Source organism: Pseudomonas sp. 2995-1, from assembly GCF_002742505.1.
Lineage (GTDB): Bacteria > Pseudomonadota > Gammaproteobacteria > Pseudomonadales > Pseudomonadaceae > Aquipseudomonas > Aquipseudomonas sivasensis.
This window is the reverse complement of record NZ_LJSA01000328.1, coordinates 26,318-51,931: the sequence shown is the minus strand read 5'-3', so window position 1 is coordinate 51,931 and position 25,614 is coordinate 26,318. Positions and strand designations below refer to the sequence as shown.

13 protein-coding genes and 2 pseudogenes are annotated in these 25,614 nt (G+C 62.2%); 9 read left to right on the top strand and 6 right to left on the bottom strand.

Annotated features, from left to right (window positions below; translation table 11 throughout):
• Positions 1-42: 42 nt before the first annotated feature.
• The 3 genes from AOA61_RS08805 to AOA61_RS08795 form a co-directional block, all read right to left on the bottom strand.
• Entirely contained in the window at positions 43-1,071 is a 1,029-nt protein-coding gene (locus tag AOA61_RS08805) for a purine nucleoside permease (RefSeq protein ID WP_099601601.1), read from the bottom strand.
• A gap of 14 nt (positions 1,072-1,085) precedes the next feature.
• On the bottom strand, positions 1,086-2,033 hold the full coding sequence (locus AOA61_RS08800; protein WP_032885352.1) for a nucleoside-specific channel-forming protein Tsx: 948 nt from the start codon (positions 2,031-2,033) through the stop codon (positions 1,086-1,088).
• Between the two features lie 155 nt (positions 2,034-2,188).
• Positions 2,189-3,127: an AraC family transcriptional regulator gene (locus AOA61_RS08795; protein WP_099601600.1), complete on the bottom strand. Its 939-nt coding sequence runs from the start codon at positions 3,125-3,127 to the stop codon at positions 2,189-2,191.
• A gap of 208 nt (positions 3,128-3,335) precedes the next feature.
• On the opposite strand from AOA61_RS08795, the gene AOA61_RS08790 reads away from it, so the two are divergent.
• Together AOA61_RS08790 and AOA61_RS08785 are read left to right on the top strand one after the other, a co-directional pair.
• On the top strand, positions 3,336-4,646 hold the full coding sequence (locus AOA61_RS08790) for a sugar ABC transporter substrate-binding protein (RefSeq protein ID WP_099601599.1): 1,311 nt from the start codon (positions 3,336-3,338) through the stop codon (positions 4,644-4,646).
• 18 nt (positions 4,647-4,664) lie between these two features.
• Positions 4,665-5,438, top strand: a complete 774-nt coding sequence (locus AOA61_RS08785) for an L-iditol 2-dehydrogenase (RefSeq protein ID WP_032885349.1) — start codon at positions 4,665-4,667, stop codon at positions 5,436-5,438.
• A 140-nt stretch (positions 5,439-5,578) separates the two neighbouring features.
• Here the strand turns inward: AOA61_RS08785 and AOA61_RS08780 are convergent, their stop codons facing one another.
• Positions 5,579-6,271 carry an NUDIX hydrolase gene (locus tag AOA61_RS08780; protein ID WP_099601598.1) on the bottom strand — a complete coding sequence of 231 codons (693 nt, stop codon included), beginning with the start codon at positions 6,269-6,271 and terminating at the stop codon, positions 5,579-5,581.
• Positions 6,272-6,418: 147 nt separating this feature from the next.
• Here AOA61_RS08780 and AOA61_RS08775 point away from each other — a divergent pair, with 147 nt between their 5' ends.
• The 5 genes from AOA61_RS08775 to AOA61_RS08755 all read left to right on the top strand — a co-directional run bounded on the left by AOA61_RS08775 (position 6,419) and on the right by AOA61_RS08755 (position 11,830).
• Positions 6,419-7,066 (top strand): nicotinamidase, encoded by a 648-nt coding sequence (locus AOA61_RS08775; RefSeq protein WP_099601597.1) that lies wholly within the window; start codon positions 6,419-6,421, stop codon positions 7,064-7,066.
• An 11-nt stretch (positions 7,067-7,077) separates the two neighbouring features.
• Positions 7,078-8,295: a nicotinate phosphoribosyltransferase gene (pncB, locus tag AOA61_RS08770; protein ID WP_099601596.1), complete on the top strand. Its 1,218-nt coding sequence runs from the start codon at positions 7,078-7,080 to the stop codon at positions 8,293-8,295.
• 1 nt (position 8,296) lies between these two features.
• Entirely contained in the window at positions 8,297-9,103 is an 807-nt protein-coding gene (nadE, locus tag AOA61_RS08765; protein WP_099601595.1) for an ammonia-dependent NAD(+) synthetase, read from the top strand.
• A gap of 158 nt (positions 9,104-9,261) precedes the next feature.
• Positions 9,262-10,617, top strand: a complete 1,356-nt coding sequence (locus tag AOA61_RS08760) for an MATE family efflux transporter (RefSeq protein ID WP_099601594.1) — start codon at positions 9,262-9,264, stop codon at positions 10,615-10,617.
• Positions 10,618-10,657: 40 nt separating this feature from the next.
• Complete coding sequence (locus tag AOA61_RS08755; protein ID WP_032885341.1) at positions 10,658-11,830, top strand: MFS transporter; 1,173 nt, start codon at positions 10,658-10,660, stop codon at positions 11,828-11,830.
• Between the two features lie 42 nt (positions 11,831-11,872).
• Here AOA61_RS08755 and AOA61_RS31535 read toward each other — a convergent pair.
• Positions 11,873-11,980: pseudogene (locus AOA61_RS31535) on the bottom strand (type II toxin-antitoxin system HicB family antitoxin); the annotation flags it as partial.
• Positions 11,977-12,081, bottom strand: a pseudogene (locus AOA61_RS32180) (type II toxin-antitoxin system HicA family toxin); the annotation flags it as partial. The pseudogenes AOA61_RS32180 and AOA61_RS31535, both read right to left, overlap by 4 nt.
• Positions 12,082-12,228: 147 nt before the next feature.
• Between AOA61_RS32180 and AOA61_RS08745 the strand changes: the two are divergent.
• Both AOA61_RS08745 and AOA61_RS08740 read left to right on the top strand, forming a co-directional pair.
• Entirely contained in the window at positions 12,229-22,431 is a 10,203-nt protein-coding gene (locus AOA61_RS08745; RefSeq protein ID WP_099601593.1) for a non-ribosomal peptide synthetase, read from the top strand.
• Positions 22,428-25,607: a non-ribosomal peptide synthetase gene (locus tag AOA61_RS08740; protein WP_099601592.1), complete on the top strand. Its 3,180-nt coding sequence runs from the start codon at positions 22,428-22,430 to the stop codon at positions 25,605-25,607. Before AOA61_RS08745 ends, AOA61_RS08740 begins: the two co-directional genes overlap by 4 nt.
• Positions 25,608-25,614: the final 7 nt, after the last annotated feature.

Below are 25,614 nucleotides of genomic sequence, written 5' to 3'. Positions count from 1 at the left end.
CGGCGATTGGCCCTAAGCACGCCATCGCCGGCACAGGAATCGTCACGCGTCGGGAACACCTTTTTCCCAGGCTGACCAGTTGTTGAGGATTGCCTGCACCAGCGGATTGCCCGTGCGGTACAGGTTTTCCAGCGCCGGCACGAACCCGCCCTGGTCCGCATAGTTGAGCAGGTTATCCACCTCGCTGTAGCCAGGGTAAGGCCGGTCGAAGTCGGAACCTGCTCGCACCACGGCCAGGCGCTGAATATCCACCAAACCCTCGCGACTGGCGCGCAGCAGGGCCTCATAGGTGGAGTTATCTTCCTGCTGGGTGGTGCAGTATTCGCCTTTGTTATCCGTGAGCAGCTTGGTCCAGACCTCGGCGCGTTCGCTCAGGCGCGTGCCGGAGAACCACGTGTTGCCCGCCAGGGTGTCGCAGCGGGTGACTTGCGGCGGCTGGTTGGCCGGGGCGGCGGGGTAGTGCTTGCGCCAGGCCGTCGACTCTTTGCTTTCCGTCAGCTCGACTTTCTGCGACAGGGCAAACGCCTTGGCTTGCAGCTTGGGGTTGAGCTCAAACACTTCGGTCTTGTAGTCCAGCGGCGGTTTTTCGTTGGGGCCTTTGGTGTTGATGCCGATATAACCGGTCGGCCAGTCCTTGGGCGCATCGCGCGAATCCAGTTCCCACTGCGTTCCAAACTCCACCAGGTAATGCGCCCAGGCAGCGGTGCCGATGGTGCCGTGCTTGGGGCTGATGCCGGCGATCCCGGCGATCAGGAAGTAGCTCTGGCGCAGGTCGAACTTGGGCGACAACGCCAGGGCCAGGGTGGAGGCGGCAGCGTTGGTCTGGCCCATGCCGGTGACGAGCAGGCACACGTCCTGGGTGTTGCAGCGGATCACCGGGTATTCGGCGGACAGGCCCGGCACGCGCACTTCTTGCTTGAGTTGCAGGCGGTCGATCCAGGTTTGTGCCTCGGGCGCGAACATGGTGATCAGCATCACTTTGGGTTTGATCGGTGCCGGGGTATCTGCCAGCACCAGGTGCGGCAACAGGACCATGCCGATGGCCATCGATAGACGGGTAAACGTGTTCATCTCATGCTCCTTGATCAGAATTGGTAGCCGACACCGGCGTAGTAGCCCCAGCCATCGGAGCGGGCGCGGAAGTTGCCTTCGCCGAAATTCAACTCGCTGCCATCTTCCCAGTTGCCGCCGTTATGGAAGTAGCGCCCGACCAGGGTGAAGCGCAGGTGGGTGAACGAGTACAGCAGCACGTTGGTCGCCACCATTGAATTGGCGGTGCGCGCCGGGTTGTCTTTATGCAGGTTGGAGCCGAAATCGTAGTTGGTGAAGCCGATGTAGGTCAGCGAAGCGCCGTTGTCGAACTTGCCGATTGGCACGATGTACTTCATCTGGGCGCGATAGCCGTCCCAGGAATACTCATTGCTGGCACCGTAGTTTTCCCACTGGTAGCGCCCATAGAAGTTAGCCGACAGGTTGACCCGCGAGTGGGTGTCGATGTCGGTGCCCAGGCCGCTGTACAGGGTGTTGGCGCGGTTTTCCTTGTTGCTGCCGTGGTCGTAGATCCAGTCGAACGCCACGTACCATTCCTTGAACGGCCCGATGGCCAGGCTGCGACCGGCCAGGTAGTCGATGGAGATGCGCGGCTCATGCTCCATGAACACCGGCGAGCCGTGGTCCCATGCGCCTTTGTCGTTGCTGTTGCCAATGCCGAGGATCTTCGGCACGTCGATGTAGCCATACAGCTCGAAGGGCCCTTTGCGGCCGAAGTACTCGTATTCCAGGTAAATGTCATCGGACGGCTTGGGGCCGAAGCTGATGTCTTTGCTGCCGATCAGCGTCAGGTCCTGGTTGAACCATTGCGACAGGTAAGGGCCTTTATTCGATTGGGTGGCTTCAGGGCTGAGGGTTTCGCCCTGTGCTGAGTCATTGGCAGGTGTTTCCTGCGCCAAAATGGGTGTGCTGAGTACTCCCGTAACGGCGGCCAGTAGCAAGGAAACACCAAAGCAGGCGCGAGGCCTTGAGGTGAGGTGCATTGAAAGTCCCTATTCGTACGCGGTTTGAACCCGATTGCTCAGGTAAGGGGGAACTTGGCGGTCAAGTTCGTACCGCAAACGTTTGCACAGGCTGTACCAACTTTGCCCAATGGCTTGAATGGCCTAGAAAAAAGGCGAATTAGTCGACCTTTTGATCAGAAATGACTGGGTGTCATTTTTTCAATGGGATTGAACAGATGCATCGCGGTGTCGCGGCGATATTCGCTCGGCGTCTGGTTCATCTCGATCCGAAAGTGCCGGTTGAAATTGGACAGGTTGGCGTAGCCCACTTCAAAGCAGATATCCGCCACCGACCGCTCACTGTGCAGCAACAGCCGGCACGCGCGCTGCACGCGAAATTTGCGCATCAGGTCGATAAAACCGTGGCCGGTGTTGCGTTTGAAGAACCGCGAGAATCCCGGTTCGCTCATCTCCAGTTGCTGAGCGATGACCGACAGGCGCACGTCGCCAGTGAGTTCGCGCATCAGGTAGTCGAAGGCCTTGTTGATGCGTTCAGCGCTGCGGGCATCCAGCGTGGGCGCGTAGCAGGGGCTGGCCAGTGCCTTGACTTGGATGGGCGGCGCGTTTTTCAAGGTGTCGAGCAATTGCAGGAACAGGATCAGCCGTTGCAGGCCATGGGCACTACCGATGGCTTCCAGCAGGTGCGCAGCCTTTGCGGCGCTGTCACCGGTGAACTCCAGGCCGCGCCGGGCCTGTTCGAACAGCGGCTGCAAATCCCCGAGTTCCGGCAAGGTATTGCGCAGGGCGAGCAGGGCGGCGCCATCGAATTGCAGCACCACATCGCGCCCGCTCAAGTGTTCGCCGGGGGCCAGTTCGCCTATCCAGTCGTGGGGCAGGTCCGGGCCGATCAATGCGACATGGCCGGCGCTGAATGCACCGATATAGTCGCCCGCAACCAGCTTGCCGGTGCCTTGGCGGATCAGGTGGATTTCAAATTCGGGATGGTGGTTCCAGCGCGCCAGATCATAGGGGTAATCGTGTTCGAACCAACGAAAGCAGTGGTCGGGTTCGGGCAAGATCACTTCGAGTTCGGCAGGGCGGTGCTCGAACAGTGTGGCGCGGCTGACGGGCATGGTGCTGCCTCTTGTGCGTTGAATTACACCAAAATACGCGGGTTTGCACGGGGCAGGCTACCCCCGCTTTCGCCCGGCACTGATACTTTTTTGATCCTGGATGTGCGGTTAAAAAAGTATCAGCCGCGCATTCGCCAGGCGTTTGTGAGGGCTTGGCCAAGCTGCTGTAATCGGTGCTCAACAACAAAAACAACAGGTGGAAACCGCCATGTTAACGCTTCCCAAAGCACTGTTACTGCTGTCCGGCCTGGCTATCGCTATACCCGGCCATGCGGCCGACACCGTGACCATCGCCACGGTCAACAACAGCGACATGATCCGCATGCAGCGCCTGTCCAAGGTGTTCGAAGAGCAGCACCCGGGCATCAAACTCAACTGGGTAGTGCTTGAAGAAAACGTTCTGCGCCAACGCCTCACTACCGACATCGCCACCCAGGGCGGGCAGTTCGATGTGCTGACCATCGGCACCTACGAAACCCCGTTGTGGGGCGCCAAACAATGGCTGGAACCGTTGACCGAGCTGCCGGCCGATTACGACGCCGACGATATCTTCCCCTCAGTGCGCCAGGGCCTGTCGGTCAATAACACTCTCTACGCCTTGCCGTTCTACGGCGAAAGCACCGTCACCTACTACCGCACCGACCTGTTCAAGAGCGCCGGCCTGAGCATGCCCGCGCATCCCACCTGGACCCAACTCGGCGAGTTCGCCGCCAAACTCACCGCCAAGGACAAGGGTCAGTACGGCATGTGCCTGCGGGGCAAGGCCGGCTGGGGGGAGAACATCGCGCTGTTGAGTACCATGGCCAACGCCTTTGGTGCGCGCTGGTTCGACGAACAATGGAAGCCCGAGCTGACCAGCCCCGAATGGACCGCCGCCGCCAACTTCTACGTCAATACCCTCAAACAATACGGCCCGCCAGGCGTGTCGAGCAACGGGTTCAACGAGACCTTGGCGCTGTTCAACAGTGGTAAGTGCGCGATCTGGGTCGACGCCAGCGTCGCCGGTTCCTTCACCACCGATACCAGCCAGAGCAAGGTTGCCGACAGCGTCGGTTTCGCCGCCGCGCCTACTGAGGTGACCGACAAAGGTTCATCCTGGCTCTACGCCTGGTCCCTGGCGATCCCGGCCACTTCCAAGCACAAGGACGCCGCCAAGGCCTTTATCACCTGGGCCACCTCCAAGGACTACATCCAACTGGTCGCCGATAAAGAGGGCATCACCAACGTACCGCCGGGCACGCGCCAATCCACTTACAACGAGGCTTACCTCAAGGCCGCGCCGTTTGCCCAGGTGACGCTGGAGATGATGAAACACGCCGACCCCGCCCATCCTTCAGCCAAACCGGTGCCGTACGTGGGCATCCAATACGTGACCATCCCCGAGTTCCAGGCCATCGGCACCTCGGTCGGCAAGCTGTTTTCAGCGGCGCTTACCGGCGGCATGACGGTTGATCAGGCCTTGTTGCAGGCGCAGTCCACTACCGAGCGCGAAATGAAACGCGCCGGCTATCCCAAGTAACCTTGACGGACAACACCCATGAAACGACTGGAAGGTAAAAGCGCGCTGATCACTGGATCGGCGCGCGGGATTGGCCGCGCGTTTGCCCTGGCCTACATCAATGAAGGCGCGACGGTTGCCATTGCCGACATCAACCTGCAACGCGCCCAGCAAACTGCCGCCGAGCTGGGCCCTCAGGCCTACGCGGTCGCGATGGATGTCACTGACCAAGCCTCCATCGATGGCGCGATTGCCGCCGTGGTGGCCCATGTCGGGAAGCTGGATATCCTGGTCAACAACGCAGCGCTGTTCGACCTGGCGCCCATCGTCGACATCACCCGCGACAGCTTCGAGCGGCTGTTCGCGATCAATGTCGCTGGCACGCTGTTCACGTTGCAGGCCGCGGCCCGGCAAATGATCCGCCAGGGCCACGGCGGCAAAATCATCAACATGGCCAGCCAGGCCGGGCGGCGCGGTGAGGCATTGGTGGCGGTGTACTGCGCGACCAAGGCAGCGGTGATCAGCCTTACGCAATCGGCGGGGTTGAACCTGATCAAGCAAGGGATCAACGTCAACGCCATTGCCCCCGGTGTGGTCGACGGTGAGCATTGGGACGGGGTGGATGCGCTGTTCGCCAAGCATGAAGGGCTGGCGCCTGGCGAGAAGAAGCGGCGGGTGGGGGCAGAGGTGCCGTTTGGGCGGATGGGTACGGCTGAAGACCTCACCGGAATGGCAATCTTCCTGGCGTCGAAGGAGGCTGATTATGTGGTGGCCCAGACCTACAACGTCGACGGCGGCAATTGGATGAGCTAACGCCATACCCCAATCAAAACTGGGGGAGGGGGCTTGCTCCCGATAGCGGAGGATCAGTCACTTTATTTGCGGACTGTCACACTGCTATCGGGAGCAAGCCCCCTCCCACATTTGAACCTCATCGCGCTTGAAAAGGGTGCTTAGTCGGCAAAACTGCGATCAAAGAAGTAAACCGCCCCAGGCTTCAAGTTCTCCACCGTCGCCTGAGGCCTGCCTCCCTCGCCATGCTTCTTGCGCCCCGTCTCGCGCAAATATCCCGCCTCCGTCAGCTTCAACAAGCGCTGGCGAATACTGGTCTTGAGCACCGGCCGCTCCAGCACCAGGGAAAAGATCGTGGTTGCCTCCGGCGCGCTGAACTCATTGCCCAGGAACATCAGCGGCAAGCTGCTGTACAGCGACTTGGAGAACAACCGCTCCTGCACGGCCGCGACGATGCTGTTGTGATCGAACGGCAACTTGATGCTGCCGTCTGCCACCGCCCTCAACCCAAACCAGCCTTGATGCTCCCCCAGTTGCACCTCATCCGCGACGATCGCCAAGTAGTACGTTGATGACGACCAGCAACGCGGGTCGCGAAACGCATCGCCCACCGTGCCGACTTGCTCGCTCCAGGCCAGCTCCAGACCGACCTTGTCGCTGGTTCGCAAGCGTTCCACCGCATCCTGGAGGCTCAGATCTTGCACGCCGCCATTCACCACCACGCCCGGCAACGCCCAATGCCCGGCGAAGGGCTCGGCGTCGCGCTTGTTCAGCAACAGTTTCAGTTCTCCAGTTGCGCGGCAGTAAAAAAGTACGCAGAGGTCGACGGTGTGGAGGTAGGCGCTAAGTGGCATATGAAATCCTTCTGAACGGCGAAGAGGGCTCAGTCTAACGGATCGAAAAGATATGTCATGTGCTTGAAGGCGAATAGATAAATAAATGTTTCTTGCAATGAAAGTACATGACGTGTACTTTTGTTTCCAGGCCACAGGAGAACAGCCATGACCCTTGCGAAAACTGCCCTTGCTTCTTTCGATGTCGATCCTCAGAAGAGCTTCACGCCGCTGTGCCCCAACGAATTGCCTGTGGCCGGTGGTGACCAGATCGGTGCCGAACTCAACTACATGGCCAGCCTCGCCGGCTATCGCGTCGGTAGCAAGGACGCCCACACCCCGCAAGCACCCTGGGTGGTCGCGCAGCCCAGCGAGATGCTGCAACCCACCGGCCTGACCCACGCTGACCTCACATGGGTCAGCCACTGCGTACCGGGCACTGAAGGTTTCACGTTGCTCGACGAACTGCCCACGCCCTATGACTACGACTACTTCATCTGGAAAGGCGTCGAGCCCGACCTGCACCCCTACGGTGCTTGCTACCACGACCTGCACGACAAGCTGTCCACCGGAGTCATCGAGTACCTCAAGGCTCAAGGTGTCACCCGTGTGATCGTTGGCGGTCTGGCCCTGGACTACTGCGTCAAAACCACCGCACTGCAATTGCTCAAGGCCGGCCTGGAAGTCGTGCTGCACCTGCCGGCGTGCCGCGGTATCAGCGAGGAGGGCGGCGTACAGGCTATCAATGAGTTGCTCAAGGCCGGTGCCGGCATCAGCCGCACCCGCGAAGAACTGGCCGCGATGGCCACGCGTTAAGGAGATTTACCATGGAAAGTGCCTACGACTACGACGCCCCGGTCATCCAGGGCCTGCTCGACACCGACTACTACACCTTCACCATGATGCAGGCGGTGTTGCACCAGTACCCCAACGTCGATGTGGAATACAACTTCATCGTCCGCTCCAAGGAAAAACTCGGCCACTTGATCCCGCAGTTGCGCGCTGAGTTGGACAAACTCGCCAGCCTGCAGGTGCGTGAAGGCGAGCTGCGCTTTCTGTTCAACCCACGCTTTCGCGAGTACCTCACCCCGGACTACGAGCGCTTCCTGGGCCTGTTCCGCTTCAACCTGCGTTATATCCACGTCAGCGAAGTCGATGGCCAATTGAACATCCGCGTGGTCGGCCCGATGCTGCACTGCATCATGTTCGAACAGCCGGTGCTCGCGTTGGTCAGCGAACTGCGCAACCGCGACAAATACCCGGATGTGACCCTGGAAGACGTCACCCGCAAGCTGTACCAGAAGTTCGACTGGCTGGAGAAAAACCTCAGCCGCGACGAGTTGGCCGACCTGCGCGTCTCCGACTTCTCGACCCGTCGGCGCCTGTCGTTCAAGGCCCAGCGCGAAGTGGTGGACATCATGCGCCGCGACTTCCCCGGTCAGTTCGTTGGCACCAGCAACGCGCACCTGGCGTATGAATTCGACTTGCCGCTGATCGGCACCATGGCCCACCAATGGCTGATGGTGCACCAGCAATTGGGGCGCTTGCGCGAAAGCCAGAACGCCGCCCTGGAGAACTGGGTGCATGAATACCGTGGCCGTCTCGGCATCGCTCTGACCGACTGCATCAGCACCGACTTTTTCCTCAAGGACTTCGACCTGTACTTCGCCAAGCTCTACGACGGCCTGCGGCAGGACTCCGGTGACCCCATCGCCTGGGCCGACAAGGTGCTGGCTCGCTACAAACAGCTGGGCATCGACCCGATGACCAAGGACCTGATGTTTTCCGACGGCCTGAACTTCGAAAAATGCCTGCCGATCCTGCGGCACATCCGTGGCAAGGCCAAGTTCGGTTTCGGCATGGGCACCAGCCTGGCTTGCGATGTGGACGGCGTCGAACCGCTGAGCATCGTTATGAAGCTGGTACGGGTGCACGGCGAACCGGTGGTGAAGTTCTCCGATGACCCGGTGAAGAACGTCTGCGAAGACCCCTCGTTTTTGCAGTACGCAGCGAAGGTATTCAATGTCGGCAAGGTGGAGGTGTGAAATGCAAGACCGTATCGCGCAGGAACTGAATATCAACCGGCAACTGGTGAAGGGCGGTGAGGCCAGGGAAATCCAACGGCGCATCGATTTCATCAAGACCACGTTGCGCCAGTCGGGCTGCAAAGCCCTGGTGCTGGGCATCAGCGGTGGCGTGGATTCCCTGACCGCCGGCCGCCTGTGCCAGTTGGCGGTTGAGCAACTGCGGGCTGAGGATTACGCCGCGCGCTTTATCGCCATGCGCCTGCCCTACAAGACCCAGGCCGATGAGCGCGACGCCCAGGCCTCGCTGGATTTCATCACTCCGGACCACATCGACACCCTGAACATCGCCGCCAGCGTCGACGGCCTGATGGCCAGCCTCACCGCCACCGACGCCAGCGCCGCTCAGGTGGATTTCATCAAAGGCAACGTCAAGGCCCGCACCCGCATGATCGCGCAGTATGCCGTGGCCAACTTGCACAATGGCCTGGTGGTCGGCACCGACCATGGCGCCGAAGCTCTGATGGGGTTTTTCACCAAGTTCGGTGACGGCGCCTGCGACCTGGCGCCATTGTCCGGACTGACCAAAACCCAGGTGCGCCTGTTGGCCAGTGCCCTTGGGGCACCGACGAACCTGGTGCACAAGCAGCCCACAGCCGACCTCGAAGAGCTGGCACCGGGCAAGCTGGATGAACAGGCCTATGGCTGCACGTACGAAGAGATCGATGCGTACCTGATGGGCGAGCCGGTGAGTGAGCGGGTGCGGGCGATTGTGGAGGCGGCGTACACCAACACCGCACACAAGCGTGCGCTGCCGGTTGCGCCATAGCCTTTGTCGTGAGCGGGGCGAGCTTGCTCACGACAAAAAAACAGTTGCCCATTCAGGTTGCCCACTGTTCGACGCCATGCCTCGATAAACCGCAGGAACATTGGATCCACATGCGGTATAAACCTCGGACGCTTTAGTTCTTCGAGGCCCCGTTTCTCATGCAAAGCTCTTTGCAACGCCCGCTGTGGCAGGTCTATCTGATCTTTCTGGCACCGATGGTGCTGTCCAACTTCCTGCAGAGTTTTTCCGGCACGCTCAACGGCATTTATGTCGGGCAGATGCTCGGCACTCAGGCCCTGGCGGCGGTGTCGGGGATGTTCCCCATCGTGTTTTTCTTCATTGCCCTGGTGATCGGCCTGGGGGCGGGTGCGTCGGTGTTGATCGGGCAGGCCTGGGGTGCCCAGGAAACCGCGATGGTCAAGTCGATTACCGGCGCGACGCTGACCCTTGGCGCGCTGGTGGGCTTGATCGCGGCGGTGTTGGGCAGTCTGTTTGCGCGCCCGGCGTTGCAGGCATTGGGCACGCCGGTTGACGTGCTCGACGACGCAGTCGGCTATGCCCAGATGATGATGCTGATCATGCCGCTGTTACTGGTCTTCATCCTTTACACCCAATTGCTGCGGGGCGTCAGCGATACGATTTCGCCCTTGCTCGCGTTGATGGTCTCGACCCTGGTCGGCCTGTTGCTGACCCCGGCGTTGATTCGCGGCTGGGTCGGCCTGCCACCCTTGGGCATCCAGAGCGCGGTGTACGCGGGCCTGGTGGGAAATGCCTCGGCGATGCTGTTTCTGGTCCTGCGCCTGCGCCATAAAAACCACGTGATGGCGCCGGATCGCGAACTGCTCGCGGCCTTGCGCCTGGACCGCGTCATCCTCGGTAAAGTTCTGCGTATCGGCCTGCCCACCGGCTTGCAGATGGTGGTGCTGTCGCTCTCGGAGCTGGTCATCCTGGCGTTGGTCAATAGCCATGGTTCCCAGGCCACGGCGGCCTATGGGGCGGTGACGCAGATCGTCAACTACGTGCAATTTCCGGCGCTGTCGATTGCCATCACCGCCTCGATCCTCGGCGCCCAGGCGATTGGTGCTGGGCGCCTGGAGCGCATCGGGTCGATTCTTCGTACCGGGTTGCTGATCAACACCTGCCTGACCGGTGGTCTGATCGTGCTGGGCTACTTGTTATCCCACTGGTTGCTCGGGCTGTTCATCACCGATGACGCCGCACGCGTGAATGCCGAGCACCTGCTGCACATCATGTTGTGGAGCATCCTCGTGTTCGGCTTCCAGGCCGTGATCGGCGGGATCATGCGTGCCAGCGGCGTGGTGCTGATGCCGGTGGCGATCTCGATCTTCTGCGTGCTGTGTGTGGAGCTGCCGATGGCATACCTGCTGAATGCGCACTTCGGCCTGGAAGGCGTTTGGATGGCGTTTCCGGTGACGTACCTGGCGATGCTGGGGTTGCAGACCGCGTATTACCGGTTGGTGTGGCGGCATAAACAGATCAAGCGGTTGGTGTGATAAAAGGATGCGCAATTTAAGGACAGAAGGCGTTTAAGTCATGGCAAACCCCTACGCCGAGTTATTCCAAGTCCCTGGCGCCCGGGCTTTTGTATTGGCCGGCATGCTGGCGCGTATGCCGGTGTCCATGACCGGTATCGGCATTATCACCATGCTTTCCCAGGTGCATGGCGGCTACGGCCTGGCAGGCTCGGTGGCGGCGGTATTCGCGTTGGCTACGGCGATTTGCGCGCCACAGGTATCACGGCTGGTGGACCGCTACAGCCAAGGCCGGGTGCTGCCGATTGCCGCGTTGATCGGTGGCGGGGCGCTGCTGATGCTGTTGCTGTGCACGCGGTTGCAGGCGCCGACCTGGACGCTGTTCCTGTCTGCCGCCTTGGCCGGTTGCATGCCGAACATGTCGGCGATGGTGCGGGCCCGTTGGACCGAGTTGTACCGAGGCCAGCCCAAGCTGCAAACCGCGTTTGCCCTGGAGTCGGTGCTGGATGAGGTGTGCTTTATCGTCGGCCCGCCGATTTCGGTGGGCTTGAGTGTGGTGCTATTCCCCGAAGCCGGGCCGCTGGTGGCCGCGTTATTGCTGGCGGTGGGCGTCACCACGTTCGTCCTGCAACGAGCGACCGAACCCCCGGTGCATGAGCACCACGATCACCATGCCGGCTGGCTGATCGCGTCGCCGTCGGTATTGATCCTGATGATCCTCTTGCTGGCCATGGGGGTGATCGTGGGTGTGGTGGATGTGGTCAGCGTGGCGTTTGCCCAACACCAGGGTCAGCCGGCGGCGGCGAGTATTGTGCTGTCGGTGTACGCCATCGGTTCATGCCTGGCGGGACTCGCCTTTGGCACTCTCAAGCTCAAGGCGCCGCTGCCGCGCCAGTTTCTGTTCTGCGGCGTGGCCACGGCGTTGACCACCTTGCCGTTGCTGCTGGTCACCAACATTCCAGGCCTGGCGGTGGCGATCTTTATCTCCGGCCTGTTCTTTGCCCCGACCCTGATCGTGTCCATGGCGCTGGTGGAGCGGATCGTCCCCGCCAGCCGCCTGACCGAAGGCATGACGTGGCTGATCACCGGCCTGAGCATCGGCGTGGCCATTGGTGCCGCCAGCTCCGGCTGGATGATCGACCACTTCGGCGCCGCCAGCGGGTTCTGGGTGGCGTTGGCGGCGGGCGCGGTGGTGTTGGGCTCGGCGGTGTTGGGGTATCGGCGGTTGGGTTGATCAACCCATCGCTGGGCATGCCTCTGTGCTGTGATGTTGCAGGAATGCGTTCAGCGCCTTGATGAACAGGATCTTGCCGAACAGGCAGTGGTCTTCAAGGCTGGCCTCTATGGAGCCGATGCAGGCTTTTCGTTTGAGTTGGTCGTTCACGTAATCAGTTCTCCTGAACGCAATGGTTCGATGATTCGGCGCCGAATGCAGTGCTTCAGTGCATTGCCGGGGCCGGGCCTGTGCAACGTGATCATTCTCGCTTTTGCACGGGTTTCCCGGGATTGACGTAACCCTTGATGACCCCTCGCTCCAACCCCTCCACCCGCCGCTAATTTTTCCCTCTCCGGTTCGTTTTATAGGGACGACGTGCCTTTGTGCTTCCTGCCTATTGCTCCGGACTCCAACAAATGAATGCTGAAGACTCCTTGAAACTTGCTCGCCGGTTTATCGGGTTGCCCCTGGAAAAACGCCAGCTGTTCCTGCAAGCACTGCAGAAAGAAGGGGTGGATTTCTCCCGGTTTCCGATTCCAGCCGGGGTGGAGGTGGAGGACCGTCAGGCACTGTCTTACGCACAGCAGCGCATGTGGTTCCTGTGGCAATTGGACCCGGCCAGCGGCGCTTACAACCTGCCGGGGGCGGTGAGACTCAAGGGAGCGCTGAGCTTAAGCGCGATGGAGCAGGCATTCGCCAGCCTGGTGGCGCGTCACGAGACCCTGCGTACGGTGTTCCAGCGCCAGGCCGATGAGCGCCTGTTGCAAGTCGCCGTACAACCGTCATTGGCCATTGAGCAACTCGACCTGACTGACCTGGCCCCGGCGGAACGCGAGCAGGCAGTGACTGACGCGGCCACCCGCCAGTCGCTGCTGCCATTCGACCTGGAGCACGGCCCGCTGCTGCGTGTGCAATTGCTCAAGCTTGGCGCCCAGGAGCATGTCCTGCTGCTGACCCTGCACCACATCGTCTCCGACGGTTGGTCGATGAACGTGCTGATCGACGAGTTCATCCGCTTTTACGACGCCCATGAGCGCAACGAGGCACCGCAATTGCCGGCGCTGCCGATCCAATACAGCGACTACGCCCTGTGGCAACGCCGCTGGTTGGAAGCGGGGGAGCAGGCCCGTCAATTGGAGTACTGGCAGGCGCGCCTGGGCGATGAGCACCCGGTGCTGGAACTGCCGACGGACCGTCCGCGCCCGGCCATGCCCAGCTATCAGGGCACCCGCCATAACTTCGCGATTGAGCCGGCACTGGCGGCGCAACTGCGCGCCTGTGCGCAAAAGCACAACGTCACGCTGTTCATGCTGTTGCTCGGTGCCTTTAATGTGCTGCTGCACCGCTACACCGGCCAGGGCGATATCCGCGTCGGCGTGCCGATTGCCAACCGTAACCGCAGTGAAGTCGAAGGGCTGATCGGGTTTTTCGTCAACACCCAGGTGTTGCGTACCGAGCTGACCGGGCAAACCCGTGTTGCTGAGTTGCTGCAAGGCATCAAAGAGCACGCCCTCGGCGCCCAGGCCCATCAGGAACTGCCGTTCGAGCGTCTGGTGGAAGCCCTGAAAGTCGAGCGCAGCCTCAGCCATACGCCGCTGTTCCAAGTGATGTACAACCACCAGCCGGTGGTGGCCGATATTGCATCGGTCAGTACCGCCTCCGGCCTGGAGCTGGCGTTGGTGGAGTGGCAAGGCCGTACCACCCAGTTCGACCTGACCCTCGACACGTATGAAAAATCCGGCACCCTGCACGCCGCGCTGACGTACGCCAACGACCTGTTTGACGCGCCGTCCATCGCGCGTATGGCCCGGCATTGGATCAGCCTGTTGCAGGCCATGGTTGCCGATGGCGAGCAGCGCGTCGGCGAGTTGCCGATGCTGGCTACCCAGGAGAAGCAGGTGCTGGTTGAGGCCTGGAATCAAACCGCAGAGGCATATCCGACTGAGCGTGGCATTCATCAACTGATCGAAGACCAGGTCCAGGCCACACCCCACGCTCCGGCACTGGTGTTTGGTGCCCAAACGCTGACCTACGCCCAGCTCGATGCCCGTGCCAACCAGTTGGCTCACGCCTTACGCGAACAGGGCGTTGGTCCCGATGCATTGGTGGGGATCTGCGTCGAGCGCTCCGTGGAAATGGTCGTTGGCCTGCTGGCCATTCTCAAGGCTGGCGGCGCTTACGTCCCGCTTGACCCTGAATACCCCCAGGAACGCCTGGCCTACATGATCGAAGACAGCGGCATCCAACTGCTGCTCAGCCAGCACAGCCTGGTACCGTCGCTGCCCACCGAGGGCATCCAGGTGATCACCTTGGACCAGGCGCCTGGCTGGCTTGACGGATACAGCAGCGCATCGCCCGCCGTAGGCATCCATGGGCTGAACCTGGCCTATGTGATCTACACCTCCGGTTCCACCGGCAAGCCCAAGGGCGCCGGTAACAGCCACCGCGCGCTGGTCAACCGTTTGTGCTGGATGCAGCAAGCCTACGGCCTGGACGCCAGCGATGCGGTACTGCAAAAAACCCCGTTCAGCTTTGACGTGTCGGTGTGGGAATTCTTCTGGCCGCTGATGACCGGCGCGCGCCTGGTGGTCGCGGCCCCTGGCGAACACCGCGAGCCGGCGCGTCTGATCGAGACCATCGGCCAGCACGGCATCACCACCTTGCACTTCGTACCCTCCATGCTCCAGGCGTTCGTCCATGAGCCGGGCGTACAGGGCTGCACCAGCCTCAAGCGCATTGTGTGCAGCGGCGAAGCCTTGCCACTGGATGCGCAACTGCAAGTCTTCGCCAAGCTGCCCCAGGCAGGGTTGTTCAACCTCTATGGCCCGACCGAAGCGGCCATCGACGTGACCCACTGGACCTGCGTCGACGAAGGCCGTGACGCCGTGCCCATTGGCCGCCCCATCGCCAACCTTGGTACCTACGTGCTCGACGCGCAGCTCAACCCGGTGCCCGCCGGCGTGTCCGGCGAGCTGTACCTGGGCGGCACCGGCCTGGCCCGCAGTTACCATCGTCGCCCGGCACTCACCGCCGAGCGTTTCGTGCCCAGCCCTTTTGGTGACGGTGCGCGTCTGTACCGTACGGGTGACCGCGTGCGCCAGCGTGAGGATGGCGTGATCGACTACCTTGGTCGGCTCGACCATCAGGTCAAGCTGCGCGGCCTGCGCATCGAGTTGGGAGAAATCGAGACGCGCCTGATGCAACACCCAGGCGTGCGTGAGGCGGTGGTGCTGGTGCAGGGCGGCAAGCAATTGGTGGCCTACCTGGTGCTGGAAGGTGAAGCGCCGACCGACCTCAAGGCCTGGCTGCTCAGCAGCCTGCCGGAATACATGGTGCCCACCCACATGGTGCACCTGGCCAAGCTGCCGGTGACCGCCAACGGCAAGCTCGACCGTAAAGCGCTGCCGCTGCCGGATGCCGCGCCGCAACAAGCCTACATCGCACCGCAAAACCCACTGCAACAAGCCCTGGCAGCGATTTGGAGCGACGTACTCGGCGTCGAGCAGGTCGGCCTGGAAGACAACTTTTTCGAGCTGGGTGGTGATTCGATCATCTCCATTCAAGTGGTCAGCCGTGCGCGCCAGGCGGGGATTCGCCTCAGCCCGCGCGACCTGTTCCAGTACCAGAGCGTGCGCAGCCTGGCCCTCGTCGCCACCTTTGAGCAGGCCTGCGTTATCGACCAAGGCCCGGTCAGCGGCGAGGTGCTGCTGACGCCGGTACAGCACAGCTTTTTCGCCCAGGCCATCCCGGCACGTCACCACTGGAACCAATCCTTGTTGCTGACCCCGCGCGAGGCCCTGGACCCGGTGCGCCTGGAAGCGGCGCTGACGCAGTTGATTAACCACCACGACGCCCTGCGCCTGCGTTTTGTGCAGCGTCCCGACGGCTGGCAGCAAACCCACGCTGCGCCCGTCGACGAGCCTGCGCTGTGGCACTCCCATGCCACCGACGATACGCAACTGGCCGCGCTATGCGACGAAGCCCAGCGCAGCCTCGACCTGACGCAAGGCCCGCTGCTGCGCGCCGCCCTCGTCTCCATGGCCGATGGCACCCAGCGCTTGCTGTTGGTGGTGCATCACCTGGTGGTGGATGGGGTTTCATGGCGCATCCTGCTGGAAGACCTGCAACAGGCTTACCGCCAGGCATCCTTGCCGGCCAAGACCAGTGCCTACCAAACCTGGGCGAACCAACTGCACACCCACGCGCAGACCCTCAGCGAACAGCTGCCTTACTGGCAGGCGCAGTCCGTCGACGCCGAGCTGCCGTGCGACAACCCCCACGGCGGGCTGCAAAACCGCTTGGGCTGCAAGCTTGAATCCCGCCTCAACGCCGAGCAAACCCGCCAGTTGCTGCAAGACGCGCCAGCGGCTTATCGCACTCAGGTCAACGACCTGTTGCTGACGGCGTTGGCGCGGGTAGTCAGCCGGTGGAGCGGGCAGGCTGCGGCGCTGATCCAACTGGAAGGCCACGGTCGCGAAGATCTGTTCGAGGCCGTCGACCTGACCCGCACTGTTGGCTGGTTTACCAGCCTGTTCCCTGTACGTCTGCAGGCGGACGGCGAGCTGTCGACCGCGATCAAGTCGGTCAAGGAGCAACTGCGTGCCGTGCCCGACAAGGGGCTGGGCTACGGCCTGCTGCGCTATCTGGCTGCGCCTCAGGTGCGTGAAGCCCTTGCGGAGCTGGCCGCGCCGCGTATCACGTTCAACTACCTCGGCCAGTTCGATCGCCAGTTCGATGAGTCCGCATTGTTCGTGCCCGCCACCCAAGGCAGCGGCCAGGCCCAAGACCCCGAAGCGCCATTGGCCAACTGGCTGACGGTGGAAGGGCAGGTGTATGGCGGCGAACTGGCGCTGCAATGGGGGTTCAGCCGCGAGATGTTCCAGGCGTCGACTATCCAGCGCCTGGCGGATGATTACACCGCCGAACTCAACGCCTTGATCCAGCACTGCTGCGATACACCCGCCGGGCAGGTGACGCCGTCGGACTTTGCGCTGGCAACCCTGACCCAACAGCAATTGGATGATTTGCCCGTGGACGGCCCGGCCATCGCCGATATCTACCCGCTGTCGCCCATGCAGCAAGGCATGCTGTTCCACACCCTGTACGAGCCTGAAGCCCAGGCCTATATCAACCAGTTGCGCCTGGACATTGAAGGCCTCGATCTGCTGAGCTTTGGTCGTGCCTGGCAGGCGGCGCTGGATCGGCATGACATTTTGCGCAGCAGCTTCCACTGGCTCGGCCTGGACAGCGCCCATCAAGTGATCCAGCGCCAGGTCGATTTGCAGCTGCACGTGATCGAAGACCCGCATGCTGACCTCGACGCCTTGGCCGACGCCGAGCGTCAGCGCGGTTTTGAGTTGAACGCGGCGCCCCTGTTTCGCCTGATGTTGGTGCGCGGTACCGGTACGGGCTGGCACATGATTTTCACCAGCCATCACATCCTCATGGATGGCTGGAGCAATGCCCAGTTGCTCGGCGAAGTCATTGCCGACTACGCAGGCCACGTTTTGCCCGCACCGTTGGGGCAGTTCCGCGATTATTTGGGTTGGCTGCAGCAGCAAGCCTCGGGCGAAGTGTTCTGGCGCGAAGCCCTGGCACCGTTGCAAGCCCCAACCCTGCTGGCTGAAGCACTGCGCGTGCCGGTCGAAGGGGCGGGCATGGCCGACCATCACACCACCCTGGACAGCCAATTCACCCGCGCGCTCGGCGATTGCGCGCGCCAGCACAAAATCACCCTCAACACCCTGCTGCAAGGCGCCTGGAGCCTCTTGCTGCAACGCTACACCGGCCAGGATTGCGTGGCTTTCGGTGCCACTGTTGCCGGGCGTTCGGCGCCGTTGCCGGGTATCGAGCAGCAACTGGGCCTGTTTATCAACACGTTGCCTATCATCAGCGCGGCCTCGCCGGCCCAGTCCGCCGCCACGTGGCTCGCGGAGCTGCAAGCGCTGAACCTCAGCCTGCGCGACCATGAACATGTACCGCTTTACGACATCCAGGGCTGGGCCGGACAACAAGGTGCCGCACTGTTCGACACCTTGCTGGTGTTTGAAAACTTCCCGGTAGCCGAAGCGCTCAAGCAAGGCGCGCCAGCGGGCCTGACCTTCGGCAAGATGCACAACCATGAGCGCACTCACTACCCGTTGACCCTGGGCATCGAGCTGGGGACTGGCTTGCGCCTGGAGTTCAGCTACGACCGGGCGCGGTTCACCGAGCAACACGTCGCGCAATTGAGCGCCAACCTGCAGCACCTGCTGGCGCAATGGGTGGCGGATATCCACGCGCCACTCGGCACCCTGCAACTGCTGGACAACAGCACGCAAGCCTCGCTGCTCGCCATCAGCCAATCCCCTGGTACTGCGCCGCGGCCAATGCGTGTGCATGAGCGCATCGCCACCCAAGCCCAAGCCACCCCTGATGCGTTGGCGGTTCAGGCAGGCAGTGAACGCCTGAGTTACGCCCAGCTCAATCAGCGGGCTAACCGTCTGGCTCACCGCCTGCTGGAACACGGCGTGGGCCCGGGCCAACGGGTAGGTCTGGTTTCCCGGCGTGGCCCGCAGTTGATCGTCAGCCTGCTGGCCGTCCTCAAAAGTGGCGCGGCCTACGTACCGCTGGACCCCAACTACCCAGCCGAGCGCCTGAGCTACATGTTGGCAGACAGCCGTCTGAACCTGTTGCTCAGCGAGACCGGCTTGCTGGCTGATCTGCCGCTGCCCCATGGGCTCAAACGTGTGGAGTTCAGCGCACAGGGTGAAGAGCTGGCGGGCTACCCGTTGACCAATCCACCGAACCACGCCGCTGCCGCCGACCTCGCTTATGTGATCTACACCTCAGGTTCCACCGGTCAACCCAAGGGGGTGGCCATCGACCATGCTGCACTCGACCAGTTCTGCGACACAGCGGCCGATTACAGTGCGCTGACGCCTGCCGACCGCGTGCTGCAATTTGCGACGTTCAGCTTCGACGGGTTTGTCGAGCAATGCTACCCGCCGCTGTGCATCGGCGCGGCGCTGATCATGCGCGGCGATGAGCTGTGGGACGCCGGGTTGCTGGCGCAGCAAATCGTCGAGCAGGGCGTGACCCTGGCCGACTTGCCCGCCGCCTATTGGTACTTGCTGGCCAAGGAGTGCGCCGTCGATGGCCGCACCCTGGGCAACTTGCGCCAAGTGCATGTCGGCGGCGAAGCCATGGCCGTGGAGGGCGTACGTGCCTGGCACGAGGCTGGGTTGGGCAACGTTCGTCTGGTGAACACCTATGGCCCGACCGAAGCCACCGTGGTCTCCAGCGTGCATGACTGCCAGCTTGCAGATGCCAATGACGCCTTTGGCATGCCCATCGGGCGGGCGATCGACGGGCGCGCGCTGTACGTGCTGGACAGCGGGTTTGAATTGCTGCCTACCTGCGGCGTCGGCGAGCTGTGCATCGGTGCGGCGGCGGGCTTGGCCCAGGGCTACTTCGATCGCCCGGCGCTGACCGCCGAACGCTTCTTGCCGGACCCGTTCTCCGGCGTGCCGGGATCGCGGCTCTACCGCAGCGGCGACTTGGCTCGCTACAACGACAACGCGGCCCTGGAGTACGTGGGCCGCATTGACCATCAAGTGAAAATCCGTGGGTTCCGGATCGAGATGGGTGAAATCGAAGCCTGTCTGCAAGCCATGCCTCAGGTGCGCGAAGCGGCGGTGATTGCGCTGGACGGGCCGACCGGCGCGCAGTTGGTCGCCTATGTCGTGCCCCAGTCGGATGCCCTGGAGGCGCACGCCTTGACGGCGGCGTTGCGTCAGTCGTTGCCGGACTACATGGTGCCGAGTTTCCTGATGCTGATCGACGTGTTGCCCCTGAGCCCCAACGGCAAACTGGACCGTAAAGCCTTGCCAAAGCCGGATGTCAGCCGCCGGCAAAAACACTATGTGGCACCCCGAACGGCCCTGGACATTCAGGTCGCCGAGGTTTGGCAAAACGTGCTGGGGCTGGAACAGGTCGGGCTGGACGATCACTTCTTTGAGTTGGGTGGGCATTCGCTACTGGCCACCCAAGTGGTCGCACGCTTGAAGACGCTGTTGGCTTGCGACCTGACCCTGCGTGACCTGTTTGGCGCGCCGCGACTGGCAGACTTTATCGCGGCGATCTCCACCCGCACCGGGCAGGACACGTCGCCGGCGCGCAGCCCGTTAGTGGCCCACGGCGAAAAAACCAGCGCGACACTGTCCCTGGTGCAACGCCGGCTATGGGTAGTGGAGCAGCTGTCGCAGGCCAGTGGCGCCTATGGCATGCCGCTGGCCGTGCGCTTGCGCGGCGAGTTGTCGGTGCCGCTGCTGGTCAGCAGCCTGGCACAGGTGGTTGCCCGCCACGAAACCCTGCGCACGGCCTACATCACCGACGAGGAGGGTGATCCGCTGGCCGTCATTGCCGCGCACGTGGAGGTCGACTTGCCGTTACTGGACCTGTCGTCCCTGGATCCCGCTGAACAGCAGCGCCGGGTCGCGCTCGCCGTTGAGGCGAACACCCGCCAATCCATCAGCCTGCTGCACGCGCCTTTGTTACGTGGACAGGTGCTCAAGCTGGGCCCCACCGAACATGTGTTGCTGTATTCGATGCACCACATCATCTCCGATGGCTGGTCCATGGCGGTGCTGGTAAATGAACTGGTGGGCTTCTATGGCCGGGCGAAGGCGGGGGTCGTTGAGCCGCTGCCGCCGCTGCCGATCCAGTATTCCGATTACGCCCTCTGGCAACAGCAACTGCAACGCACCGGCGTGCTGGCCGCGCAGGCGCGTTACTGGGAACAGGCACTGGCCGGTCACAGCGGCGTGTTGCAACTGCCCACCGACCAACCGCGTCCCCAGGCACCGACCCATGAAGGTCGCGACCTCGGTTTCACGCTGCCCGTGGCCTTGCATGAAGGGCTCAAGGCGGTGTCGGCGCGTGCCGGTGTGACGCTTTACAGCACGATGCTGGCCGCGTTCCAGATCCTGCTGCATCGCCTCAGCGGCAGCGATGACGTGCTGGTTGGTGCCGACGTTGCCGGGCGCCAGCAGCCTGAGCTGGAAGGTCTGATCGGTTTCTTCGTGAACATTCTGCCGCTGCGCTCGACCTTCGCGGCGCAGCAACCGTTCAGCGCTTTCCTGGCCACCACCCAAGGCACCGCGCTGGACGCTTTCGATCATCAGGACCTGCCCTTCGACATGATTGTGGAGGCCTCGCCGCGCCCGCGCCAACGGGGTTTCAACCCACTGGTGCAGGTGTTGTTCGTGATGAACAACCTGCCGGTGCAGGGTGGCCAGATGGACGGGATCGAGGTTGAGGTACTGCCCACTCGTGGCGGTTACTCCAAGTTCGATATGGCCCTGTTCATCGATGAGGATGCAGGCGGCCTGCACGGTACCTGGCAGTACGCCAGCGACCTGTTTGAACAACAACGCATCGAGTCATTCGTCAACGCCTGGACGGGAATTCTTGAACAGATTGTGTGTGATCCGAACATTCAATTAGGGGATATCACCATGCCTACCAACACCTTGGAACAAACCACGACGCCCGTACCGCCTGCCATCAAGGCCGACAAGCTGGGCAAGTTCCTGAAAAAATCCCAGAGCCGCACCGACAGGCCTGCCGGTGCTTTGATGCGTGAATCGCTGCTGGTACCCGGGCAGGATTTTCCATTGCTGATGGAACCCACTGATCCAGGCCTGGACCTGGTGGCCTGGATCAAGGACAACCGCGCCCTGGTGGAGGAAAAACTGGCTCGCCATGCGGGGATTCTGTTCCGTGGATTTGCCCTGCGCGATATTCATGACTTCGAAGCGTTTGCTGAAGCTGTACAGCCGGGCCTCTATGGCCAATATGGCGACTTGCCGAAAAAAGAGGGCGGTAAGAACACCTACCGGTCCACGCCGTACCCCGAAAAGAAAATGATCCTGTTCCATAACGAAAGCTCCCATCAGGACCGCTGGCCGCGCAAGCAGCTGTTCTTCTGCGAACAGCCATCCCCAATCGGCGGCGCCACACCGGTGGTGGACTGCCGGCAGATGTACCTCAAGTTGCCGGCGGCGATCCGCGAGCGCTTCGAGGACAAGGGGTTGCTGTACGTGCGCACCTTTGCCGACAAGCTCGACGTTTCCTGGCAGCACTTCTTCAAGACCGACGTGCGCGCCGACGTCGAGGCGCGTTGCCGGGCTGCGGGCATCGCGTGGACCTGGCTGGACAACGATGAACTGCAAATCCGCACCCCGTGCCCGGCGATCATCCGGCACCCGGTGACGGGGGAAAAAACCTTCTTCAACCAGGTTCAGTTGCACCACATCTTCTGCCTGGACCCGGATGTGCGCGAAGACTTGCTGGCGCTGTTCGGCGAGCAGCGTATGCCTCGGCACGTGTACTACGGCGATGGCTCGCCGATTGAAGACGAAGTCATGACCTTGGTGGGCGAGCTGTACGAAGCCTGCGCGGTGCGGTTCGACTGGCACAAGGGCGATGTCATCCTGCTGGACAACATGCTGGCTGCCCACGCACGTGATCCCTTCGAAGGACCGCGCAAGATCGTTGTGGCAATGGGCGAAATGATTGAACGCAGCGCGCTGCACCTAGCGCATAGCGAGACCGAAAAGGAAGAGGCCGGAGCATGAGTACTGCACAACAGGGAACCGTGGACGCTGGACTGGCGTTGCTGGTCGAGCAGCAACAGCATCTGGACGCACGGCAACAAGGGGCGAGCTGGGGGGATCTGACCCACTGCCTGAAACTGGATATTCGTGGCGAGCTGGACCCGGTGCGCCTGCAACACGCGTTGGATAGCCTGGCGGTGCGCCACGAAGCATTGAGTGCGCAGTTTGCGCCCGTCAGTGGTTATCACGGATTGCGCCAGCGGGTTGCGCCGGCTCAAGCGGTGAGCTTAACCCAGTGGCTCGACGTGGCGTCGCCCCAACAGGTGATTGCACGCCAACAGCAGTGGTTGCAGCAGCAACAGCCGCTGATCGGTGCGTTGTTGCAGCGCCTGGAAACGGACCACTGGCAACTGTTGATCGGCGTTTCGCGTTACGCCGCCGACGCCGGGACCTTGGCCCTGATCCAGCAGGAGTTGTTGGCCGCTTATGGGCAGCAAGGGTTTGAAGAGGACGAGCCGGGGCAGTTTCCCCAGTACCTGGAATGGCGCAGCGAGGTGATCTTCGACGAAGACGCAGACACCGCCAACGCTTACTGGCAGCAGTATCTGCAAGGGTACGAGGGGCTGCTCAGCGGGCCAGACTTGCCCTATCGCCTGACGTGCGCAGAAGTCCTGCCGGCAGAACGCTTGAGCGTGCCACTGGATCAAACGCTGTTGACTCGCCTGCGCACGGCGGGGCTGCCGCTGGACGTGCTGATGCACGCCGCCTGGTGGGTACTGCTGGCGCGCATCAGTGGTCGGGAGTCATTCCTGGCGGGATGGCGGCATGATGCGCGCCTGGACTATGAATTTTTCAGCCACAGCCTGGGCCTGTTCGAGAAAACCCTGCCGTTGGCGATTCGCATTGATCCGGCCAGTACCTTCCGTGAGCTGGTGACCACCTTGGCCGCGCAGTTGGATCAGCACCGCACCTGGCAGGAATACTGGACACCGTTGTCATTCCCACAACAGGCCGCGCCTGCGGTCGGTTTTGGCAATCGGTGGGTTTCGGAACCGCGTGAAGTGGCCGGGATGGTTTGGGTGGGCAGCGACCTGCCGGCCCGTCTGCCTGAATTCGAGTTGGCCCTTCAGCTGGAAATCGCAGCGTCTGGCGAACCTCAAGGTTTATCACTGGACTTCAATCCCGCACGCTATACGGCGCCCGCCGTCGAGACGCTGTTGGGCCAGCTCCGCGAGTTGCTCCACAGCATCGCCGACAAACCGGATGAAACCCTTGCACGCCTGAACCTGTTGGGTGCCGACGAAAAGAGCCGGTTGCTGGCACTGAACCCGCCGGCGCAAATCATGCAAACGCCGCAGTTGTTGCCGCAACGTATCGCTGCGTGGGCTGATCAGACGCCGGATGCCGTGGCGTTGGTCGCTGCGGGCCAGGCCCTTAGCTACGCTGAACTGGACGCCCGTACTGCGCGCTTGAGTGCCGAATTACTGCGCCAGGGTGTGGGCGCTGGGTCGATCGTGGGCCTGGCGCTGCCGCGTTCGGCGGAACTGGTCGTCGCCATTCTTGCCACCTGGCGTGCGGGGGCAGCCTATCTGCCGCTGGACCCGCAATGGCCAGTGGCGCGCCAGGCTGAAATCGCAGGGCACGCCGCCGCGAGCTTGATCCTGGTGACTCATGCGCCAGGCCAGGACGACCCGCTGACCGCGTTCAAACTGCTCAATCCGGGCGCATCAACCCAGGATGCCACGGTGGCCCCGGCGGTGTCCGTGCAGGCCCGTGACGTCGCCTATGTGCTGTTCACCTCCGGCTCCACCGGCCAGCCCAAAGGCGTGGTGATCGAGCATGGCGCGTTACTCAACTACACCGCGAGCAGCAGCCAGCAACTGGGCCTGTCCGCCTGCCGCCACGTTGCCTTTAGTTCCACGGTAGCGGCGGACCTGGGCAACACCGCCTTGTTCGGCGCGCTCTACAACGGCGCGACCTTGCATATAGCTGACGATGCGACCCTGCAAGATCCCCAGGGCTTCGCCGGGTTCCTGCGGGAAAACAGCATCGATTGTCTGAAAATCGTTCCTTCGCACCTGGCCGCCTTGCTTGAGGCTGATACCGCCGTATTGCCTGACACGCTGGTGCTGGGCGGTGAAGCCATCGGCGCGAGCCTGGTGCAGCGCATTCGTCAGCTGCGGCCCGACTGTCGCGTGTTCAACCATTACGGCCCCACCGAAGCGACAGTGGGCGTGATGGTGCATCCGTTACTGCCTGCGGAAGACGTGTCCCATGGCGTGCCGCTGACCCACGTGCTTCCCGGAAACCAAGTCTTCGTACTGGGCGCCGACGCGCAATTGCTGGCAACGGGTGAACTCGGTGAGTTGTTCATCGGTGGCCACCAGCTGTGCCGAGGCTACTTGCAGGGCGAGGGGGATGCAGACGCGTTTATCCATAGCCCGCTGGTGGACGGCGCGCGCCTTTACCGCACGGGAGACCTGGCCCGTTATCGGGTGGAGGGGGGCGTGCAGCTGTATGGCCGTCGCGATCATCAGGTCAAGGTGCGTGGTTTCCGCATTGAGCTGGCCGAGATAGAGGCGCAGTTGCTGCGTTTGCCCGAGGTCAGTGAGGCCGTGGTGGTGCTGGTGCAAGAGGAGCCGCAAGCGTTTGTGGTAATGCGTGCGGCGACGGCAGAGGACGTAGGGCCTCAATTGAAAAACCAACTGGCCCAGCATCTCCCGGCGGCCATGGTGCCGCGCCAGATTGTGAGCCTTGAACGCATGCCGCGCCTGCCAAACGGCAAGGTTGACCGCAAGTCGCTGCAACACGCTCAACCTGTGGCTTCCCAGGCGGTGTACGTCGCGCCACGGGATGCGCTTGAAACCCTGTTGTCCACGCGCATGGCCCAATTGGTCGGGTTGGAACGGCTGAGCATCGAGGAGGACTTTTTCGCCGCAGGCGGGCATTCCTTGTTGGTGATCAAGCTGGTGGCAGGCATCCGCAAACTGCTGCAATGCGAGATTCATCCCGGTGTGGTGTTTGATCACCCAAGCGTGGCGGCATTGGCGCGGGAGCTGCGCGAGCGTGAAACTGTCGCTGGGCAGTTGGAGAGAATCGCCCAGGCACGTTTGCGCATGGATGCAATGACACCTGAAGAGAAAGCGGCGCTTATGGAAAAGGCCCGGCAGTTGCAGGCGAGCAAGGAGCAGGGGTAAGGATGTA

What these genes read in the sequence shown, in the direction of transcription:
- AOA61_RS08805 (WP_099601601.1), bottom strand. Translation starts at nt 1,071, where the DNA reads ATGAACACGTTTACCCGTCTATCGATGGCCATCGGCATGGTCCTGTTG.
- AOA61_RS08800 (WP_032885352.1), bottom strand. Translation starts at nt 2,033, where the DNA reads ATGCACCTCACCTCAAGGCCTCGCGCCTGCTTTGGTGTTTCCTTGCTA.
- AOA61_RS08795 (WP_099601600.1), bottom strand. Translation starts at nt 3,127, where the DNA reads ATGCCCGTCAGCCGCGCCACACTGTTCGAGCACCGCCCTGCCGAACTC.
- AOA61_RS08790 (WP_099601599.1), top strand. Translation starts at nt 3,336, where the DNA reads ATGTTAACGCTTCCCAAAGCACTGTTACTGCTGTCCGGCCTGGCTATC.
- AOA61_RS08785 (WP_032885349.1), top strand. Translation starts at nt 4,665, where the DNA reads ATGAAACGACTGGAAGGTAAAAGCGCGCTGATCACTGGATCGGCGCGC.
- AOA61_RS08780 (WP_099601598.1), bottom strand. Translation starts at nt 6,271, where the DNA reads ATGCCACTTAGCGCCTACCTCCACACCGTCGACCTCTGCGTACTTTTT.
- AOA61_RS08775 (WP_099601597.1), top strand. Translation starts at nt 6,419, where the DNA reads ATGACCCTTGCGAAAACTGCCCTTGCTTCTTTCGATGTCGATCCTCAG.
- pncB (WP_099601596.1), top strand. Translation starts at nt 7,078, where the DNA reads ATGGAAAGTGCCTACGACTACGACGCCCCGGTCATCCAGGGCCTGCTC.
- nadE (WP_099601595.1), top strand. Translation starts at nt 8,297, where the DNA reads ATGCAAGACCGTATCGCGCAGGAACTGAATATCAACCGGCAACTGGTG.
- AOA61_RS08760 (WP_099601594.1), top strand. Translation starts at nt 9,262, where the DNA reads ATGCAAAGCTCTTTGCAACGCCCGCTGTGGCAGGTCTATCTGATCTTT.
- AOA61_RS08755 (WP_032885341.1), top strand. Translation starts at nt 10,658, where the DNA reads ATGGCAAACCCCTACGCCGAGTTATTCCAAGTCCCTGGCGCCCGGGCT.
- AOA61_RS08745 (WP_099601593.1), top strand. Translation starts at nt 12,229, where the DNA reads ATGAATGCTGAAGACTCCTTGAAACTTGCTCGCCGGTTTATCGGGTTG.
- AOA61_RS08740 (WP_099601592.1), top strand. Translation starts at nt 22,428, where the DNA reads ATGAGTACTGCACAACAGGGAACCGTGGACGCTGGACTGGCGTTGCTG.